Genomic DNA, 19539 nt, shown 5'->3' with positions numbered 1-19539 from the left:
TCAGGCAAGTCCGGCATAGAGGCCGCGCTCGAACGCGCCGTAGAGCGCGACGACCCGCTCGTCGTAGAAGGGCAGGACCTGGGTGAAGAGCGCGCCTGTGACATGCTTCACCGGATCGAGCCAGAAGTAGCAGTTGAGCAGACCTGCCCAGGAGATGCTGCCGGCGGAGCGCCCGTTCGGTCCTGCCTGCATGTTGATGTCGAAAGACAGACCCCATTTATGCGGCTGTCCCGGGAACTGGTCGAAGCTGCGGGAATAGGACGGCTGCGCCGAATGCATCTCCTGGACGTTCAGCTCGCCGATCTGGTTCTGCATCATCATGGCGACCGTCTCCGGATGCAGGATTCGCTCGCCATGCAGCGTGCCGCCGTTCAGCAGCGCCTGCAGAAAGGCCATGTAGTCGCGCGGCGTCGAGAAGGCGCCGCCGCCGCCCATGAAGAACTCCGGCCGCTGCGGCATCTCGAAGGGTGCCGGCTCCAGCCCGCCATCGGCGCGGCGGCTATGGAAGCTGGCGACACGCCGCTTCTGCTCGGTCCCGATCAGGAAGCCTGAATCCTTCATGCCGAGCGGCGCGAAAATGTTCTCGCGAAAGTAGATTTCGAGCGACTGATCAGACACCGCCTCGACCAGCTTGCCGACCCAGTCCATGCTGATGCCATATTCCCATCGCTCGCCGGGCTCGAATTCGAGTGGGGCGGTGAAGGCGGCGGTCCTACAGGTCGCGATGTCGGGCATGCCCGTCACTTTCTCGTAGCGGGTCAGAGCCTCGCTCCAGATCGAGTAGGTGCAGCCGGAGGTATGCGTCAGCAGATGGCGAACCTTGATCGCGCGCTTGGCCGGCCGCAGTCGCGGCGTTCCATCCTCGGCAAAGCCGTCGAGGATTTGTGGAGAGGCCAGTTCCGGCAGGTACTTCGACGCATCATCGTCCAGATGCAGGCGGCCCCGTTCGACCAACTGCATGCAGGCCGTCGCCGTGAACGCCTTGGTCATCGACAGCAGCCAGAATACCGTGTCGAGCGTCATCGGTGCGCCCGTTGCGACGTTGGCCTTGCCGAAGGCACCTTCGTAGACCATGCCTTTGCGCGTCGCCGCGACGGCGATGACACCGGCTACGTCGTCGTTTGAGACGCCTGCCTGCAAGGCGGCGTCGATCGCCTTGAACTGCACTGACGAGCCGGCTGGCATTCTTTTGGCCAAGGCGGGGCTGACCGTATCGAGAGCCAGAATGGCCCCCAGCATTCCTCCGCGCTGAAGCATGGTTCTGCGTGTGATCTGGTTCATGACCAACTCCTTTCTGGATCGAGGGAAATCCGATTTTCCCGGCCGCTCGCCCGCAATGTTGCCAGGACGTCACTTGTAAGTCGTGCCATGACATGATTCACGCGCATTAGAATCAATGTTACAGTGACTCAGATTCACTATTGCTCGCCTCGGAGGCGAAGGGGAATCGAATGGTTTTCGACACGCGGCTTCTGACCGGCGTCGGGGTTCTGGCAGCGGTTGCGGAGGCTGGGAATTTCGCTCGCGCCGCGGAGATGCTCGGCCTGACGCCTTCAGGGGTAAGCCGGGCCGTCGCGCGTCTGGAGGCGCGGGTCGGCGTGCGGTTGTTCGATCGCAATCCGCGTGCAGTCACCCTCACCGAGGAAGGACGCCGCTTCCACGCACAAGTGATGCCGCTTCTTGCAGGCCTGGATGAGGCGGCTGCCGAGGCCGCGGGCGCGGCGGCGCTCGTACGCGGCCGGCTGCGCGTATCGGTGGACCCGTGGTTCGCACGCATGGTGCTCGCGGCCGGGCTGCAGCGGTTCCTCGCCCGCTATCCGCTGCTGATGCTGGATTTCTCGACCAGCAACTACCGCGAGGAGATGATGACCGGCGTGGACGTGGCGATACGCTTCGGGCCGCCCGATGCCTCATCCCTCATCATACGCAAGCTCCTGGAAACCCCGATCCTGACAGTTGCGGCGCCGGCCTATCTCGAACGGCACGGCCAGCCACAGTCGCCGCACGACCTCGTCCATCACGAGGCGCTTCTCTTCCGTGATCCTCAAACCGGCCTTCCTTTTCCATGGGAGTTTCTCCGGGGCGGGGAGATCGTCAGGGTCAAGATCTCAAGCCGCCTGGTGTTGGATGATCCTTCCGTCGCGGTCACAGCCTGCGTAGCGGGCCAAGGCATTTTCCAAAGCCTCGCCATCGGCCTTGCGCCGTTCCTGGCACGGGGAGACCTCGTGCCGATCCTGCGGGAGTGGTCGGAAGAACTTTATCCGCTCTACGCCTATCACCCATCGCGCCATCTGCCGCCGGCTAAGGTCAGAGCATTTCTGGATTTTATCCAGGAGATTGCCGCTAGTTTATAATCGAGACCACCTTGCGAATAGAGTTCGGCCTCAATAGCCGTAGCCGCGCGCCATCGCCGCGGCGAAGACCGGGATGAGCAGGAAGATGAAAGCTTCGGCGCGGATGTAAGTCTTCACGGACGCAAGCTCGGCCGCCGGTACCTGGAACGAGGCATTGCCGCTCGCCTGCCTGTTCCAGGATATGAAGCGGACGGTCGGGATGATCGACAGCAGGCCGACCATGACGAACGCCGCTATCTTGGCCCAGAACACCCAATTGTAGACGTAGAATTCCCAGCCCTTGAGGCCATAGAAGACGCGGCCGATGCCGACGACGATGATCAGCGTGGCAATGATGCCGTAATGGCGGTCGATGCCGGCGAGCCTCTTGAGCGTCGCAGCGCCCAGATCGCCGCGGATCAGGACGAATTCGGCGCCGATGATCCCCGCCAGCGAAAAAACCAGCAGATGATGGAAGATCGCAAGCACAAGATCGGTGGTGTCCATGCTCTTTCCCTGGGGTTGACGGCAGCAATGCGCGCCTGAAAGGTCGCGCTGGCAGGCGTTGAATCGGCCTGCCGTGAAAAAATAACACCGTCTCGCAAAATTCCCATAGCGGCGCCTGGATGATGGGCCGTGTTGCGCTGGCCCCTTGCGCCGCACCGGCGATTTGCTAAGCGCTGGCGATCCGTACGAGGCAGATCCCATGAACAATCCACAAGCGACCAGCGCCCCTGTCATCGAAACGAAGCGCACCATCCTGCGGGCACACCGGCTGGATGATTTCGACACCTATGCCGCGATGTGGACCGATCCCGTCGTCACCCGCTTCATCGGCGGCAAGCCGCGCACGCGCGAAGAAAGCTGGATGCGCTTCCTGCGTCACGCCGGCCTGTGGTCGCTGCTCGGCTATGGCTTCTGGGCGATTGAGGAGAAGGCGACCGGACGCTTCATCGGCGAGGCCGGGTTTCACGACCTGAAGCGCGACATGGAACCATCGATCGAAGGCATTCCCGAGGCCGGGTGGGCGCTGGTTCCGGCCGTGCACGGGGCGGGCTTCGCCACCGAGGTGGTTGGCCGCATCCTGGCGTGGAGCGAAGAGATTTTCGGGCGCGAGAAGACCGTCTGCATCATCGATCCGGAAAACGGCGCGTCGCTGAGGGTGGCTGCGAAGTGCGGTTACCGGGAAGTGGTGAAGACCACCTATCACGACACTCCGACCATCCTGCTGGCGCGGTGACCTGAGCCGCGGGCTGACAGCTGCCGGCGCCGGCATGATGGCGCCTGTCGCCAGCAATGATGACGAGGCGGGCCGCGCCAAGAACCGCTGTGGTCTGGTCAAACTGACTTGAGCGGGGCTTCCAACGAGAACGTGTTCTACGGCATGGCGTCCGCTGCCAGGCTTGCCCGCTCGAGCATGGAGGCGTCCTCGCCGAAGGCGCGGGTGGCGCGGGCCGCCGCCTCGAGCAGCGGCCGCTTCATGCGCTGCAGAAATGCCGCGTCGACGCGCGTGCTGGGTCCAGCCAGGGTCAAGGCGCCGAGCAGGACGCCTCCCGGGCCGAACACCGGCGCCGACACGCCCCCCGTCTCGGGGTCGCGGTCGCCCACGGCGAGGCAGTTGCAGGTCTTGCGGATGGTCTCGTACGGTTCGCCCTGCTGGCCCGAAAACGCTGCAAGCACGCGGCCGCCGGAGCCGAGCAGCAAAGGCAATACGTCGCCTTCGCGTATCGTGTAGCGGATCGGGTGCTTGGATTCGACGCGGTAGAGACAGGTGCGGACGTCGCCCGAGCGAACATAGAAGGCAACGCTCTCCCAGCTTCGCTCGGAAAGATCGCGCATGATCGGCAGCAGGATATCGACCGCCACGACCGAACGCTGGTAGAGCGCACCGAGCCGAAAGGTCGCGGGTCCGACGCGGTAGCGCCCATTGTCGAGGCGCTCGAGCAATCGTCCGCGCATGAGGGAATTCGCAAGCCGCAGGATGGTGCTCTTGTAGAGGCCGGTGCGCGCCGCGATTTCGGCCAGGCTGAGCGACCGGTCATCCGTGGTGAAGGCATCGAGGATGGCAATGGCTCGATCAAGCGCGGCAACACCGTCCGCCGAGGTGCGATCTATTTCCCCATCTGCCGATTTGCTTGGCGAGTCCATGGTGGTTCCAGTTTGAAGAAAGCCGAGCGACGCGACTCTGTCGCGCCGCCAAATCGTTCTGTCCAGTAGAATATCGTTTCCGTTGACAGAACTCCGTAACATCTGCTTGAAATCGATGACGGGTCTGGATGCAGGCGCGTTTTGGCGGGCACCGGAGGAGGTGTCGTGATTTGGAGGAATCCCCATGCTGAACAGACGCAGATTTTTGATGAGCACCGCAGCCGTGGGTGCCGGGCTGATGACGTCGCATCTTTCTCCCGCTTACGCCGAAGGCGCGCCCCAGATACAGCTCTTCGTGCCTGCCGCACCGGGTGGCGGCTGGGACCAGACGGCGCGCACGATCGACCAGGTGCTGCGCAGTGAAAAGCTGATCTCGGGTTCGCAGATCACCAATGTCGGCGGCGCCGGCGGGACTGTCGGGCTGCCGCAATTCATCAGCCAGTGGAACGGCAAAGGCAATTCCCTGATGGTTGCCGGCATGGTCATGGTCGGCGCCATCATTGCCAACAAGGCCGCGAACAATCTGACGCAAGTCACCCCGATTGCCCGCCTCACCGGCGAGTTCGAGGCCCTGGTCGTGCCGGCGGAGTCACCGTTCAAGACGGCCGCTGATTTCGTCGCCGCGCTCAAGGCCGATCCGACAAAGGTTCCCCTCGCCGGCGGCTCCGCCGGCGGCTCGGATCACATCTTGTTCGGCTTGATTGCCAAGACGGTCGGCGTGCCGGCGACAAACCTGTCCTACGTGCCGTTCGCCGGCGGCGGTGAGGCGTTGTCGGCGCTGCTCGGCAACCAGGTCGCGGCCGGCATCTCCGGCTTTGGCGAGTTCTCCGAGCAGGTCAAGGCGGGCGCGCTGCGGCTGCTCGCCATCTCGGCTGACAAGCGTCAGGACGGCATCGACGCACCGACGTTGAAGGAAGCCGGCATCGATGTCGAACTGTTCAACTGGCGCGGCGTCTTCGCACCGCCCGGCGTTTCCGACGCCGACAAGGCGGCGATGGTCACAATGATCGAGACCATGGCCAAGAGCGATGCATGGGCAACCGAATGCAAAAACCGCAACTGGACGCCCATCCTTTTGACTGGCGACGACTACGCAAAATTCCTCACCGAGGACACGGCCCGCATCACCGCGATCCTCAAGGATCTCGGCCTCGCCTGATGTCTTCAGGGGGCGGTTAGAGTGCCGCCCCCTTCCCATCTCGCCTGCCGCATGGACATATGATGCGGCGAAACTGCGGATGCGGCCGGCTGGAGGATGCCGGCCATCTTGGGAGGATACCGATGAGCACCAGCGACCAGCAGGCGGCGCCGTTGCGCCTTGCCGTGCCGGAATTGTTGATAGGCATCGGGCTCCTGGCCTGCGCCGGCGCCGTCGCCTGGCAGACGCTGGCAATCCCGGTGTCGCCGCTCTACTCCAAGGTCGGCCCGACCGTCTTTCCCTACCTCACCATGTTCGGCCTGGTGGTTCTTTCGCTGTTGCTCATCCTTGCCGCGCTTCGCGGCGGCTGGCAGCCGGAGGAGGAAAAGGAGACGCCGACCGACTGGAAGGCGATGGGCTTCGTCGTCATCGGCCTGATCGCCAATCTGCTGCTCATCCGGCCGCTCGGCTTCACGGCGGCATCCGTCATCATGTTCGTTCTGGTCTGCTACGGCTTCGGCAGCAAGCGCACGCTGCGTGACGCAGTGCTCGGCCTGATCCTGGCGCTGGCCGCCTATTTCGGCTTCGCCAGGGCGCTTGGCGTCAACATCGGTGCCGGTTTCATCGAGAACCAGCTGAACACGGTCATCGATGCGTTCATCACCATGTTGAGGGGCTGACGCCATGGAAACGCTCGGACATCTCGCACATGGCTTCTCGGTTGCCTTCACCCCGGTCAACCTTCTGTGGTGCCTGCTTGGCACCACACTCGGTACCGCCATCGGCGTGCTGCCCGGTCTTGGACCGGCGCTGACCATCGCGCTGCTTTTGCCGATCACCTATCAGGTGGCGCCGGAAGCATCCTTCATCCTGTTCGCCGGCATCTACTACGGCGCCATGTATGGTGGTTCGACGACGTCGATCCTGCTCAACACGCCCGGCGAAAGCGCCACCATCGTCACTGCGTTGGAAGGCAACAGGATGGCGCGCTCCGGGCGCGGCGGCGCGGCACTCGCCACCTCCGCGATAGGCTCGTTCGTCGCCGGCACGATCGGCACGATGGGCGTCGCTTTCCTGGCGCCGGTGGTGGTCAAATTCGCATTGGCCTTTGGTCCGGCCGAATATTTCTCTTTGATGGTGCTGGCCTTCATCACCGTTTCGGCGGTGCTCGGCTCGTCTTCCGTACGCGGCCTGACCAGCCTGTTCGCCGGCTTCGTCATCGGCATGATCGGCGTAGACCTGCAGACCGGCCAGCCACGCTTCACCTTCGGCACGAACGAACTGCTTGATGGCGTCGATGTCATCATTGCCGCGGTTGGCCTGTTTGCCGTCGGCGAGACGCTCTACATGGCCTCGCGCCGCTATGCCGGCAAGGACGAGATCGTGCCGCTGAAGGGCTCGCTCTACATGACGGCGGCCGAGTGGGGGCGTTCGTGGAAACCCTGGCTGCGCGGCGCTGCGATCGGCTTCCCGATCGGCGCCATGCCGGCCGGCGGCGCCGAAATCCCGACCTTCCTGTCCTATGCCATCGAAAAGAAGCTGTCGAAGCACAAGGAGGAGTTCGGCACCGTCGGCGCCATCGAAGGCGTTGCCGGCCCCGAGGCCGCCAACAATGCCTCCGCCGCCGGCGTGCTGGTGCCGATGCTGACGCTTGGCCTGCCGACCTCCGCGACCGCGGCGATCATGCTGTCGGCCTTCCAGAGCTACGGCATCAATCCCGGGCCGCTGCTTCTCACGACCCAGGGCGACCTCGTCTGGGGGCTGATCGCCAGCCTGTTCATCGCCAACGTGATCCTCGTCGTCCTCAACCTGCCGCTGATCGGGCTGTGGGTGCGGTTGCTGAAAATCCCGGCGCCGCAGCTTTATGCCGGCATCCTGGTGTTCGCCACGGTCGGCACCTATGGCATTTCGCAATCGCCCATCGACCTCGTCATCCTCTATCTCCTGGGGGCCGCCGGCTTCCTGATGCGGCGCTTCGATTTCCCGACCGCGCCCGTCATTATCGGCATGATCCTTGGACCGCTCGCCGAAACCCAGTTCCGCCGGGCGATGACCATCTCGAACGGCGACTGGTCGGTGTTTTACACCCACAAGCTGTCGCTGACGCTGCTGACGCTCGCCTTCATCGGCCTCGCCGGCCCGCATATCTGGGCCTTCATCGAGCATCGGCGTCGGCGCGGACCGGAGCATGTGCCCGGCGATGCCTGATCGATCCATGACGCCATGACAGAACTGCTTTCCGGTATTCGCGTCCTCGACCTGACCAATGTGCTGGCCGGTCCCTACTGCGCCTATCAGCTGGCGCTGCTCGGCGCCGATGTGATCAAGGTCGAGGCGCCGCAAGGCGGCGACCTGGCCCGCCAGCTCGGCGGCTCGCCAAAGCTGAACAGCGCCGGCATGGGCGCATCGTTCCTGGCGCAGAACGCCGGCAAACGGTCGGTGGTGCTCGACCTCAAGCAGCAAGCCGATCGCGAGCGCTTTTTCGATCTGGTGGCCAGCGCCGACGCCCTGGTGGAGAATTTCCGCCCGGGCGTGATGGATCGGCTGGGGCTTGGTTACGAGGCGCTGAAGACGGTCCGTCCAGGCCTCGTCTATTGCGCGATATCGGGTTTCGGCCAGACCGGGCCGATGCGCGACAATCCCGCCTATGACCAGATCATCCAGGGCCTGTCGGGGATCATGAGCATCACCGGAACACCGGAAACGGCGCCGCTGCGGGTCGGCTATCCCGTGGCCGACACGCTTGGCGGACTGGTCGGCGCGTTCGCCATCACCTCGGCGCTGGTGCGGCAGAAGACGAGCGGCGAGGGTGCCTTTCTCGACGTCTCGATGCTCGAATGCACACTTTCCGCGCTTGGCTGGCCGGTTTCCAACTATCTGACCGCAGGCATCGACCCCAAGCCGATGGGCAATGAGAACATGACGGCGGCACCCTCCGGTACGTTTCGCACCGGCGACGGGCTCGTCAACATCGCCGCCAACAAGCAGGAGCAGTTCGTGGCGCTGTGCCGGCTGATCGGCCGGCCGGAACTGGCCTCCGATGTCCGCTTTGCCGAGCGCGAGACGCGCAAGCGCAACCGTGCGGCGCTTAAAGTCGAAATCGAGGACGCCCTGGCGGGCGCCTCGGCGGCTGCCTGGGAAGAGATGCTCAATCGCGCCGGCGTGCCTGCCGGCAGGGTGCTGACGATCCCGCAAGTGCTGGCCGAGCCGCAAGTGATCGAACGCCGGGTGACCGCGAATTTTGATGATGTGGCCGGCATGGACAAGCCGCTGACCGTTCTGCGCGGCGGCTTCATGGTCGATGGCGAGGCGCCGTTGCCGACAAAGCCGCCGCCGGCGCTCGGCGAACATATGGGCGAGGTGTTCGCCGACCTGCCACCCCGCGCCAAGACAAAGGCACGCGCATGAGCGACACGGAGAAGACGGGCCGTGAGCGCGGCGAGGAATGGTGGCAGACCGACATCATCGAGATGCGGCCTGGTGTCATCCGGCTGCGCGGCTACGAGATCCAGGATCTGATCGGCCGCGTCAGCTTCCCGGCTGTCATCTGGCTGATGCTGCGCGGCGAACTGCCCGGCGAGGACCAGGCAGAGTTGCTCGGCATTGCCTTGGGAGCCGCCGTCGACCACGGACCGCAGGCGCCATCGATCGCCATCGCGCGCATGGCCGCAACCTGCGGCGTTGGTATCAACAGCGCCATGGCCTCGGCCATCAACGTTCTCGGCGACGTGCACGGTGGCGCCGGCGAGCAGGCGCTTTCCTTCTATGGTGACATTGCCGTGGCAATCGATGCCGGGATGACGCTGAATGAAGCGGTCTCGACACGGCTCGACCGGTTCTTCGCCGAGGAGAAGGGCTATGTGCCGGGGCTCGGACATCGCTTCCATCCCGTCGACCCGCGCGCGCCGCGCTTGCTGGAACTGACCCGCGAATTTGCCGCACGCGGTGCCGTCAACGGACGTTTCGCCGATATTGCAGAAGCGATCGAGGCGGACGTCGCGCGACGCAAGAGGAAAAAAATACCGCTCAACATCGATGGCGCTACCGCCGTCATCTATGGCGAACTCGGTTTTCCGCCAGCGCTGACGCGAGGGCTTTTCGTGCTGTCGCGCTCGGTCGGCATCCTTGCGCATGCCTGGGAGCAGTCGCAGCAGGCCGAGCGAAACAAAGGGCCGCTGCCGCGCGAATGGCTGTGGACCTATACCGGCACGCCGGTGCGGCCGTTTCCCGAAAGCGATGAGCCCGGCGAGTGAGGCTTTACGCCTGGTCCACCTGCAAAGGCTGAGGAAGCTTCAGCGTCTTCACCAACGTTGAAAGATCAGGCTCGTCGATGAGCATGGCTGCGTCGGCTGGCGCCAGCCAGGCCCGCTGGCGTCGTTTGGCTTCCTGCCAGTCGGCCAGTTCCTCGCTCACCTCGAGCAGATAGACGATGACGTCGACGCGGACAAAGCGATTGGCCAGCCGCTTCCAGTAGGAATAGGTGCCCGCCGGCTGCTTCAGCGTCTTGCCGAGCACGCCGGCTTCCTCCTGTGCCTCGATGGTGGCCGCCTTGCGTCCGCTCTTGCCCTTCATCGGCCAGCCCTTGGGGACGATGAAGCGCCTGGTGGTACGCGACGTGACCAGCATGACCTCGATGTCGCCGCGCGCGGTCAGCCGAAAGGGAATAGCCGCCACCTGGCGGATCCTCTCGCCCTTTTTTGCCTTGCGTACGGCCTTTTTCTTGGTGGCTGCCATTCGTCAATCCAGTCGATGCAATGCCGCATAGCGCGACAAGGCATCGTTGCAAAACCAAAACTTTCGCATGTGCCGAAAGACACTCGAAATACTTAAGTCGGCTAAATAAACGAAAAAGGCCTTGATGTCAGCGGCAATTGCTCACGGCGGTGGTGCCGATTATCTGGGTCTGGCAGCTTGGCTTGAGCTGCTGCACGACCGGGGGCGGCTGCTGAACGATCTGGCGGTCCTGGGCGCGGTACTGCTGCTGTTGCTGCTGATATTGCTGCCGTTGTATCCTGTTTTGCAGGATTTGCAGGTCGTTCTGCCGGATCAGCGCATTGTTGCCGGTAGCGGAATTGAGCGCCTGCGCGGAAGCCGGCAGGCAAACGCCCGCCAGCACTGCCGTGGCCAGCATTGCCACTGTGAAGATCGTTGATGGCCGAAGTGCCGACATTCGCTCATTCCCGCGAAAAAACTCTGCCCACTGATATAGGATGTTTGCGCGGCGATGCCATGGCCAGCGGGTCGAGCATCACGAAATCGGGCAGTCCGATCGCTTTGTTCTGCGATTCCCGCTGCGAACCGCAGATAGTCGTCATATGACGACTATGAAACGTCGGTGGCTTTGGCCAGTGTCCGCACGTAAATTTTCGGTTTCATCCGGCATAAGTTAATGCATTCTAATTGAGTCAGAGCTCCGCAAGTGGGAATGCGGATGCTCTGTTTTAATGCATTGAACCTTATTGCGCAGTGCCGGCATCCTTATTGCAATTGCATGAGCATAGCGGTGGCGTCGCCTTAAGCAGGCATTGAGGCGCGCCCCCGTAAAACGGGGGGTAAGTGCATGGCTTTGTTTTCAAAGCGTGGTGGCTTTGCCATCAAACGCGCATTCGCGGTTCCGGGTTCCGGTATCGACGCTGCCAATGCCCATGTGGCAGAGGTATCCCAGCAAGCAGGGCTTGCCCGCCAAGCGCTGCCCGGCAGTTCGCCTTGTTCGCTTCGTGCGGCGCAAGCGTGGACTTTGTTCAAACTTGGACCGGTGGCACGTGCGCAAGAAGCGTCTGGCTCGGGTCGCCGTCGCCGGCCAGGTGTGATTGCCGGACGGTTGATGGTCCTTCTCGGCGCCACCGCGCTGGTGGGTTTTCCGCCGATACCGGCGGCGCATGCTCAGTTCGTCATAGACGAGAACGGCCCGGATGCTCCGGACAGGGGACCTGGTGGCTTTGACGCAGATGGCGATAATGGCGATCCCGGCGGATCGATTACAAATGCGACTCCTGGAGCCGTAAACAACACCCCGCAGATAAACGTCAACGCATCTGGATTTGTCGGCACTGCCAATGGCGGCGATGGCGGCGACGGCGGCGAAGGCCTGGCTGGAACGCCCATTGAAACCAATGGTGGTGAGGGCGGCAATGGCGGCGTGGGTGGATCCGTCGACATTCTCAACAACGCTGTGATTTCGACCATCGGCACGGGACATCATGGCTTCGAAGCTTCTGCGGTCGGTGGCAATGGCGGCAGTGGCGGCGGCGCCCTTCCGGCGATCGCGAACCTCGGCGGCGACGCCGGAAGCGGCAACACCGGCGGCAGCGCCAACGCCGTTGCGTCTGGCACCAGCGACATCACGACGACGGGCGACTTCTCCTACGGCATCTTTTCCAACGCCAGCGGCGGCAATGGCGGCCAGGGCGGTGACAACATCGTCAGTCTCGGCGTCGATGCTGGTGACGGCGGTGATGGCGCTTCCGGCGGCACCGCATCGGCAAGCAACGCCGGCAAGGTGGAAACATCGGGATTGGCCTCTTATGGCATGCTGGTGCGGTCGGCAGGTGGTGTGGGTGGCAATGGCGCCGATGGCGTCGGGGTCGTCAGCGGCGGCGGCAATGGCGGCGGCGCCACTTTGGGCGGAAATGCCACGGGCAGCAATTCGGGCGGCATCATAACGCATGGTGATTTCGCCAGCGGCATGGCCGTCCAGTCGGTCGGCGGCGGCGGTGGTGGCGGCGGCGACGCCTTCGGCCTGTTCGGCGGCGGTGGCACCGGCGGCGCAGGCAATGATGGCGCCAATGCAACCGGTACCAACACCGGCAACATCACCACCGATGGTCGGGGTGCTATTGGCATGCTGGTCGAATCGGTCGGCGGCGGCGGTGGTGACGGCGGCGGGGCAGCCGGCATCGTGTCGATCGGCGGCACAGCCGGCGGCGGCGGCAAAGGCGGGACTGTCATCGCCAATGTCGGCGGCACGATAACAACTGGCGCTGACGGCAGCGGCGATGGCGCGCATGGCGTTCTGGCACAGTCGGTCGGTGGTGGGGGCGGCAATGGCGGCTTTGCCCTGTCGGTCGCCCCGGCAGTCGCTGTCGCGATCGGCGGCGGCGGCGGAACCGGCGGCAATGCCGGAGCCGTCAACGTCAACCAGGCCGCGACCGGTCCGACGGTCGACACCAACGGTCGTTCGGCCATCGGCATCCTCGCACAGTCTGTGGGTGGTGGCGGCGGCAATGGCGGTGGCGCCTTTGCGCTTGGCGGCATCGTGTCTGTTTCGGTGGGCGGCAGCGGCAGCGCGGCCGGCAACGGAGACGAGGTCACCTACAACATCGCAAACGCCAAGGTCACGACGCGCGGCACCGATTCCATCGGCATCCTCGCCCAGTCGGTGGGCGGCGGCGGCGGCAATGGCGGCTTCGCTCTCGGTGGCGCGGGTCTCGTGGCTGTCGGCGTCGGCGGCTCGGCTGGTTCAGGCGGCTTCGCCAGGAAAGTCGACGTCACCACCGGCGGCTCGGTCGAAACCCTGCAGGACCGGTCGGCAGGCATCGTCGTCCAATCGCTTGGCGGCGGCGGCGGCAATGGCGGCTTTGTCGTAGAAGGCGCCCTCTTCGGAGCGAGCGTTGGAATCGGCGGCAAGGGCAGCGGCGGCGGCGATGGCGGCGACGTGTTCTTCCGCACCGCCAATGGCGGCCAGCAATCGATCATCACGCGCGGCACCGACTCGATCGGCCTCGTCGTACAGTCGGTCGGCGGCGGTGGCGGCAATGGCGGCTTCGTCGGCACGTTTGGCGCGATCGCCAATCTGGGCATCGGTGGTGGCGGCGGCGCGGCAGGCGCGGGCAAGGCAGTCGATGCGACCTATAATGGTTCGGTCGAAACCTTCAAGGAAAGGTCGGCCGGTATCATCGTGCAATCGATCGGTGGCGGCGGCGGCAATGGCGGCGGCGTCATCGGTGTCGGCCTTGGCCTGACCGTCGGCATCGGCGGCAGTGGCGCGGGCGGCGGCGCCGCGGGCAAGGTCGTCTACAACTCCACCACCACGAATATCACAACCCACGGCGCCGACTCCGCTGGCCTGATCATTCAATCGATCGGCGGCGGCGGCGGCAATGGCGGCTTTTCGTTCAATGGCGCTATCGCTGCGACCATCGGCATCGGCGGCAAAGGCGGAGGGGCCGGCGAGGCCGAGACGGTCAGGGCCACAATTGGCGGCGGCTTGATCCATACGATCGGCGATCGCTCGACGGGCATTATCGCGCAATCCATCGGCGGTGGCGGCGGCACGGGCGGCGGTTCCGCAGGACTGAACCTGGGCCTCGGCATCGGGATCGGTGGTAAGGGCGCCGGCGGTGGCAGCGGCAAGACCGTTGATGTCATCAACGGCGCCGTCGTCCAGACCGAAGGTATTCAGTCGCACGGCATCATGGCGCAGTCGGTCGGCGGCGGCGGCGGCTCCGGCGGCTTTGCGGTGACGGTTGGCGGACCTTCCTTCTCGCTGGGCGGCAATGGCAGTTCCGGTGGTGGCAGCCAGAAAGTCTATGTCGAAAATACGGCTCGGATCACCACTGACAGGGACCTCTCGATCGGCATCTTCGCGCAGTCGGTCGGTGGTTCAGGTGGTGATGGAGGCTTGGCGGGCGCCGGTGGTGCCTTTGCGGCCGTCGCTGTCGGTGGCCAGGGCGGCGCTGGCGGGGCAGGTGGCCAGGTCGAGGTCAAAAACACCGCAAACATAACCACCAAAGGCGCGCTCGCGCACGGCATCCTGGCGCAATCGGTCGGCGGCGGCGGCGGCAATGGCGGCAGCGCCGGTGCGGTCGCGGTTGGTATATTCGGTGCGGCTGGCGTCGCGATCGGCGGCGGCGGCGGCGATGCGAACCTGAGCGATCAGGTTACCGTCACCCACAAGGGCGACATCCACGTCGGCGGCGCGGGCGCGAAGGCCATCCTGGCGCAATCGGTCGGCGGTAGCGGCGGCAATGGCGGCAATGCCTATTCCGGAGCCTTCAGCGCCGGTTTCTACGCATCGGCAGCGGTCGGCGTTTCGGTTGGCGGCGAGGGCGGCGATGGCGGCCCTGGCGGCAAGGTTACGGTCAGGGCGGACGGCAACATCATCGCCGACACCGACGCGGTCGGCTCGGGCGGCATCGTGGCACAGTCGATTGGCGGCGGCGGCGGCAATGGTGGCCGTGCGGCCACGATGGCCGGCTCGGTCAGCAACGGCGTCAATGTCAGCCTCGGCGTTACTGTCGGCGGCTGGGGCGGCGACGGTGGCAGGAGCGACCTGGTGATCGTCGATACCGGCCTCAGCGGCGGCGGCAGCATCGTCACCAAGGGTTACCAGGCTGGCGGCATTCTTGCCCAGTCGGTTGCCGGCAGCGGCGGCAATGGCGGCGATTCCTGGGCGGCGGCTGGCGGTTACGGCGTCAATGTCAGCGTTAACGCGACCGTCAGCATCGGCGGTGGCGGCGGCGACGGCAATGTCAGCGACGATGTGCTCGTCCACAATGCCATGACGGTGCAGACGGATGGCGACATGAGCGCGGCGATCCTTGCGCAGTCGATCGGCGGCGGCGGCGGCAATGGCGGCTCGACCAACGGTGCGACCGCCGATCTGGGCGGCGGCCAAGGCGTCAACGTTGCGGCCAACGTGACCGTCGGAGGCGGGGGCGGCACCGGCAATATCTCCGGCGCGGTCGACGTGATCAACACCGGCAATTTGACGACCAAGGGCGATTTCTCCTCAGGCATCGTCGCGCAATCGCTGGGCGGCGGCGGCGGCATGGGCGGATCGAGCAACGCCAAGGCGTTCCACCTTGGCGGCACCAGCGAGACGAGTGTCACCGTCAATGTCGGCATTGGCGGTTCGGGCGGCTCCGGCAACGATGCGGCGTTGTTCCGCCTGGATGACGGCAACAACGTCATCGGCGCCGGCGTGCATGTCGACAATTCCGGGGTAATCCGGACCCAGGGCTTCAATTCCATCGGTATCCTGGCGATGTCGGTCGGCGGCGGCGGCGGCGGCGGCGGCGCGGCTTCGACCGACGAGGAGATCGTTGGCGGAGGCAGCGAAGGCGAGACGTCCGTCGGCATCGGCGCGGCGATCGGCCTCGCCGCGGGTGGTGCCGGCAATGGCGGCACGGTCTCTGTTACCAACCGGAGCCTGATCGTGACCGACGGCGCCGATTCGTATGGTATCAGCGCCAACTCGATCGGCGGCGGTGGTGGTGTCGGCGGCTCGGCGACATCGGGCGTATTGGGTAAATATGCGATCGGTGGGGCGCTTGGCGGGGCAGGCGGCGGCGGTGGCAGCGCTTTCCAAGTCGACGTCTTCAATCTCGCCACGGCCGGCATCTGGACCCAGCAGGAGCGTTCCATCGGCATCTTCGCACAGTCGGTGGGTGGCGGCGGTGGCGCCGGTGGCGCCGGCGAAAGCACCGGTCACACCGATGAATCGGAAGTCAGTGTCAACCTGTCACTGGGCGGGTCCGGCAACGTTGGCGGTAACGGTGGCAAGGTCAATGTCGAAAACAGCGGCTGGATCCTGACCGAGAAGGCCTATTCGCACGGCATACTGGCGCAGTCGATCGGCGGCAGCGGCGGCGTCGGCGGCGCTTCGGGCACCTCGGCCAAGGACTCCAATGTGGCCATAACCTTGAGCCTCGGCGGCGCCGGCGGCACCGGCGGCAAGAGTGGCGAAACCGTTCATGTGACTAATTTCGGGTCGGGCGAGATCCTGACCAAGGGCGATAATTCGCACGGCATCTTCGCGCAATCGGTGGGCGGTGGCGGTGGCGCGGCGGGCGCCGGCTCGACCGAGACAGGCAGCGCGGAAACGTCGGTGACGCTGGCGATCGGCGGGCTGGGCGGTGGGGGCAGCAGCGGTGGCGACGTAATCGTCGACAATCATGGCAAGATCACCACGCTCGGCTTTCTTTCGCACGGCATTTTCGCGCAATCGGTAGGCGGTGGCGGCGGTGCTTCGGGTGCCGCGGCCAACGCTTCGGAGGCCGACATGACGATCGGCGGCGCGATTTCTCTGCCGAGCGGCGACGGCTCCAATGGCGGCCATGTCACGGTCAACAATGACGGCATCATCGAAACCTGGAAGGATGGAGCGCTCGGCATTTTCGCCCAGTCCGTCGGCGGCGGCGGCGGTTATGGCGGCGTGGTATCGGCCGACACGGCGGGAGACGAGTCGGTTGCGCTGCAGCTTGGCGGCTTCGGCGGCAATGGCGGCAATGGCGGCAAGGTCGATGTCACGGTTTCCGGCACCATCATCACCCATGGCGAGCGCGCGCATGGCGTGGTCGCGCAATCGGTCGGCGGCGGTGGCGGCTATGGCGGCGACGCCAAGGGCAAGAGCTCGAATGCGTTGGCCATTGGCGGTCTCGGCGGCAATGGCGGCGATGGCGGCGATGGCGGCGATGTTACCGTCATCCGCACCGGCACGATCACGACGACGGGCAAGGATTCCATCGCCATCATCGCGCAGTCGGTCGGTGGCGGCGGCGGCATCGGTGGTGCCGGTTTCGGCCGCTTTGGCGCCGACGACGACGGCGGCGGGCCAAACGCCATCGGCTTCAACACGCCTGGTGGCACCAAGGGCACCGGCGGCAAGGTAACCATCATCCAGTCCGGCGCCATTGAGACCGATGGCGACCGTGGCCACGGCGTCGTTGCCCAGGCGGTGGGCGGTGGCGGTGGCGCCGGCGGCATGGATTCGCTGGCCATGGGCCAGTCGGCGGCCGGCTCGCAAGGTGGTATCGGCGACGCTGCGGCGTCGGCCGCTAGCACGGACAGCCAGGTCTGGGTCAAGGGCGCAAGTTCGTATGCGATGTTCGGCCAGAGCGCGACAGGCGACGGCAATGCCCATGCGGTCGATCTGACGGCGGGTGACAGCCTGTTCGCGCAAGGTGCGGATTCCGTGGCTGTCTATGGCGAGAGCACGGCCAAGGGCGCCAAGGGCAACATCACCATCAACCTGAATGGCCAGTACACGATCGGCGGTGCCGGAACCGGCGTGGCGGCGATGCTTGTCGGGGGCGCAGACAACACGTTGAACAACCACAGCCTGCTCTATGCGATGGGGGCAACGCCGAGTTTCACCATCCAGGCGTCGCAATTTCAGGCATTCCAAGCCTTCCTGTTGGCGCCCGGTCCCGTCGTGCCGACGAATGCGATCCTGGAATCGCTTCTGGACGATTTCAGCCCACTGGCTATCACCGGCACATCGGGCGATGACCATGTGGAGAATTCGAAGATTGCCGACACGCTCGGACGGGTGATCGGCAACATGGACCTCGGCGGCGGCACGAACAGCTTCCACAATATCGCCGACGCCTCGATGGTCGGCCTCAAGACCATCGATCTCGGCGGCGGCAAGTTCACCAATGACGGGCTGTTTACCAACCAGGGCATCGGCGTCGTGGCCAAAGTGGATGTCACGGGCGGCTTCACGCAGATATTCTCGGGCGACTTCGTCACCGACGTCGATCTCAACAACCAGATCACGGATGCCCTGGCACTAACGGTGGCCGGAGACTTCGATGGTGAGGCGCCGTTGAATTTCCTGTCGATCGACAAATTGTTCGCCGAATATGTGCTGGCCACCGGATCGGCGATGACCGATTCCGGCATCACGCCCACGACGCTGCATCCGGCGGTCGGCTTCAATTTCCTGACCAAGGTGGTCGGCGGAACGGATCTGGTTCTCTATGCCGACAATCCGACTTTCCTGGAGTTGGCACAGGATCCTAACTCCGGCACGACCGATCCCGGCGTCTTCCAGATGGCGCAGTATCTCGATGATGTCGAGGCTTCTTCGAGCCCAGACAATCCGATGGCGCTGTTGATCAACATGCTGCGCTTCCTGCCCGATGAAATGGAGCTCGGCTCGGCCCTGACGCGGCTGACGCCGCACTATGCCGTGCACACATTCGAGATGATCAACCGCTCCACGGACATCATGCTGGAGGCCGCGCGCGAATGCACCGGCGTTCCCGCCTACAAGGATCCCGACGGACGTTGTGTCTGGGCGTCGATCAGTCCGCAAGCCGAGTACAGCCGCGACGCTGGGGCCGGCACCACCAGCCGAGACGACGTCATGAAGACGATGTCGCTTGGCGGCATTGGCGAGGTCAGCCAGCACTGGTCGCTCGGCGCAACGATAGGCCGGACCGAATTCGACTCGAAGATCGATTTCAACGGCGAATTGCTGTCGGCCACGACAGGCGAATCCTGGCAGGCGTATGCGCTGGCGAAATATGCCGACAAGAACTACTTCATCGACTTCGCACTCGGCGGCGGCACCGGCTCCTTCAAGGGCGAGCGCGATACGCATCTCGATCAGGTGGCCTTCATTCCGGGCGAAACGCTGATCGGCGATTATCTGCCGGAGGCATTGCTGCCTGGCATCGGCAACAGTGTCACCTACACGCAGAAAACCGCCCAGTTCGGCGGTTCGGCGCGGCTCGGCATAACGCAGGAGATGGGTGTTTTCTACCTGCAGCCGACCCTGCAGTTCGACGCGCGCTGGCTGCGTGTTTCCGGCAAGGAAGTGGGCTCGGTTGCCGCCTTCAACTTCGACGGCAGCGCCAACATGTATTATTCGGCGACGCCGGCTTTCGAGATCGGTACCGACATTGCACTCAGCGACATTGCCAGCCTTCGCGTCTACGGCAAGGCTGGCGTGGAGTTTTCCGACAAGGAGTGGGAAATCGAAGGTCGCTTCGCGGCGGCGGAGAATCTGCCTGGCAACCCCGCATTGCACTTGACGGAGGCCGTCGATTCGCCGCTCTATCGGGTCGGCGCCGGCCTTGAGCTGAACGGCGTCAATGGCGTCGGCATGTCCGTCAGATATAATGGCGCCTTCGGCGAAACGGTTAAACAGAACGCGATCAGCGCGTCTCTCAAGGTCAGTTTCTAGCTGGT

The 19539-nt window shown here is 64.7% G+C and carries 13 protein-coding genes; 8 read left to right on the top strand and 5 right to left on the bottom strand.

Going from position 1 to position 19539, the window contains the following annotated elements:
• Complete coding sequence (locus AC0L24_RS07305) at positions 1-1281, bottom strand: serine hydrolase domain-containing protein (protein ID WP_127809328.1); 1281 nt, start codon at positions 1279-1281, stop codon at positions 1-3.
• Between the two features lie 170 nt (positions 1282-1451).
• Here AC0L24_RS07305 and AC0L24_RS07300 point away from each other — a divergent pair, with 170 nt between their 5' ends.
• The gene (locus tag AC0L24_RS07300; protein ID WP_127809329.1) at positions 1452-2354 is read left to right on the top strand and encodes a LysR family transcriptional regulator; all 903 of its coding nucleotides are present in this window, start codon (positions 1452-1454) and stop codon (positions 2352-2354) included.
• Positions 2355-2384: 30 nt separating this feature from the next.
• Here the strand turns inward: AC0L24_RS07300 and AC0L24_RS07295 are convergent, their stop codons facing one another.
• Positions 2385-2840, bottom strand: coding sequence for a DUF2214 family protein (locus tag AC0L24_RS07295; protein ID WP_127809330.1), 456 nt, complete (start codon positions 2838-2840; stop codon positions 2385-2387).
• A gap of 199 nt (positions 2841-3039) precedes the next feature.
• On the opposite strand from AC0L24_RS07295, the gene AC0L24_RS07290 reads away from it, so the two are divergent.
• Positions 3040-3573: a GNAT family N-acetyltransferase gene (locus AC0L24_RS07290; RefSeq protein ID WP_127379946.1), complete on the top strand. Its 534-nt coding sequence runs from the start codon at positions 3040-3042 to the stop codon at positions 3571-3573.
• A gap of 137 nt (positions 3574-3710) precedes the next feature.
• Here AC0L24_RS07290 and AC0L24_RS07285 read toward each other — a convergent pair whose 3' ends face one another.
• Complete coding sequence (locus AC0L24_RS07285; protein ID WP_127397554.1) at positions 3711-4481, bottom strand: IclR family transcriptional regulator; 771 nt, start codon at positions 4479-4481, stop codon at positions 3711-3713.
• Positions 4482-4665: 184 nt separating this feature from the next.
• On the opposite strand from AC0L24_RS07285, the gene AC0L24_RS07280 reads away from it, so the two are divergent.
• The 5 genes from AC0L24_RS07280 to AC0L24_RS07260 all read left to right on the top strand — a co-directional run bounded on the left by AC0L24_RS07280 (position 4666) and on the right by AC0L24_RS07260 (position 9872).
• Positions 4666-5640 carry a Bug family tripartite tricarboxylate transporter substrate binding protein gene (locus AC0L24_RS07280; protein WP_127397555.1) on the top strand — a complete coding sequence of 325 codons (975 nt, stop codon included), beginning with the start codon at positions 4666-4668 and terminating at the stop codon, positions 5638-5640.
• Between the two features lie 122 nt (positions 5641-5762).
• Positions 5763-6299: a tripartite tricarboxylate transporter TctB family protein gene (locus AC0L24_RS07275; RefSeq protein ID WP_127397556.1), complete on the top strand. Its 537-nt coding sequence runs from the start codon at positions 5763-5765 to the stop codon at positions 6297-6299.
• Positions 6300-6303: 4 nt separating this feature from the next.
• Entirely contained in the window at positions 6304-7827 is a 1524-nt protein-coding gene (locus AC0L24_RS07270; RefSeq protein WP_127269607.1) for a tripartite tricarboxylate transporter permease, read from the top strand.
• A gap of 15 nt (positions 7828-7842) precedes the next feature.
• Positions 7843-9027 carry a CaiB/BaiF CoA transferase family protein gene (locus AC0L24_RS07265; protein WP_127809331.1) on the top strand — a complete coding sequence of 395 codons (1185 nt, stop codon included), beginning with the start codon at positions 7843-7845 and terminating at the stop codon, positions 9025-9027.
• On the top strand, positions 9024-9872 hold the full coding sequence (locus AC0L24_RS07260) for a citryl-CoA lyase (protein ID WP_127809332.1): 849 nt from the start codon (positions 9024-9026) through the stop codon (positions 9870-9872). Before AC0L24_RS07265 ends, AC0L24_RS07260 begins: the two co-directional genes overlap by 4 nt.
• A gap of 4 nt (positions 9873-9876) precedes the next feature.
• Here AC0L24_RS07260 and AC0L24_RS07255 read toward each other — a convergent pair whose 3' ends face one another.
• The gene (locus tag AC0L24_RS07255) at positions 9877-10353 is read right to left on the bottom strand and encodes an NUDIX hydrolase (protein ID WP_127270867.1); all 477 of its coding nucleotides are present in this window, start codon (positions 10351-10353) and stop codon (positions 9877-9879) included.
• 127 nt (positions 10354-10480) lie between these two features.
• A complete protein-coding gene (locus AC0L24_RS07250) occupies positions 10481-10789 on the bottom strand; it encodes a hypothetical protein (RefSeq protein ID WP_127270866.1) in 309 nt (102 codons plus the stop codon).
• Between the two features lie 654 nt (positions 10790-11443).
• On the opposite strand from AC0L24_RS07250, the gene AC0L24_RS07245 reads away from it, so the two are divergent.
• Positions 11444-19534: an autotransporter outer membrane beta-barrel domain-containing protein gene (locus AC0L24_RS07245; protein WP_473563605.1), complete on the top strand. Its 8091-nt coding sequence runs from the start codon at positions 11444-11446 to the stop codon at positions 19532-19534.
• The last annotated feature ends 5 nt before the right edge of the window (positions 19535-19539 follow it).

This window comes from Mesorhizobium sp. WSM4809 (genome assembly GCF_055811655.1).
This window is presented reverse-complemented; position numbering and strand designations above follow the sequence as displayed.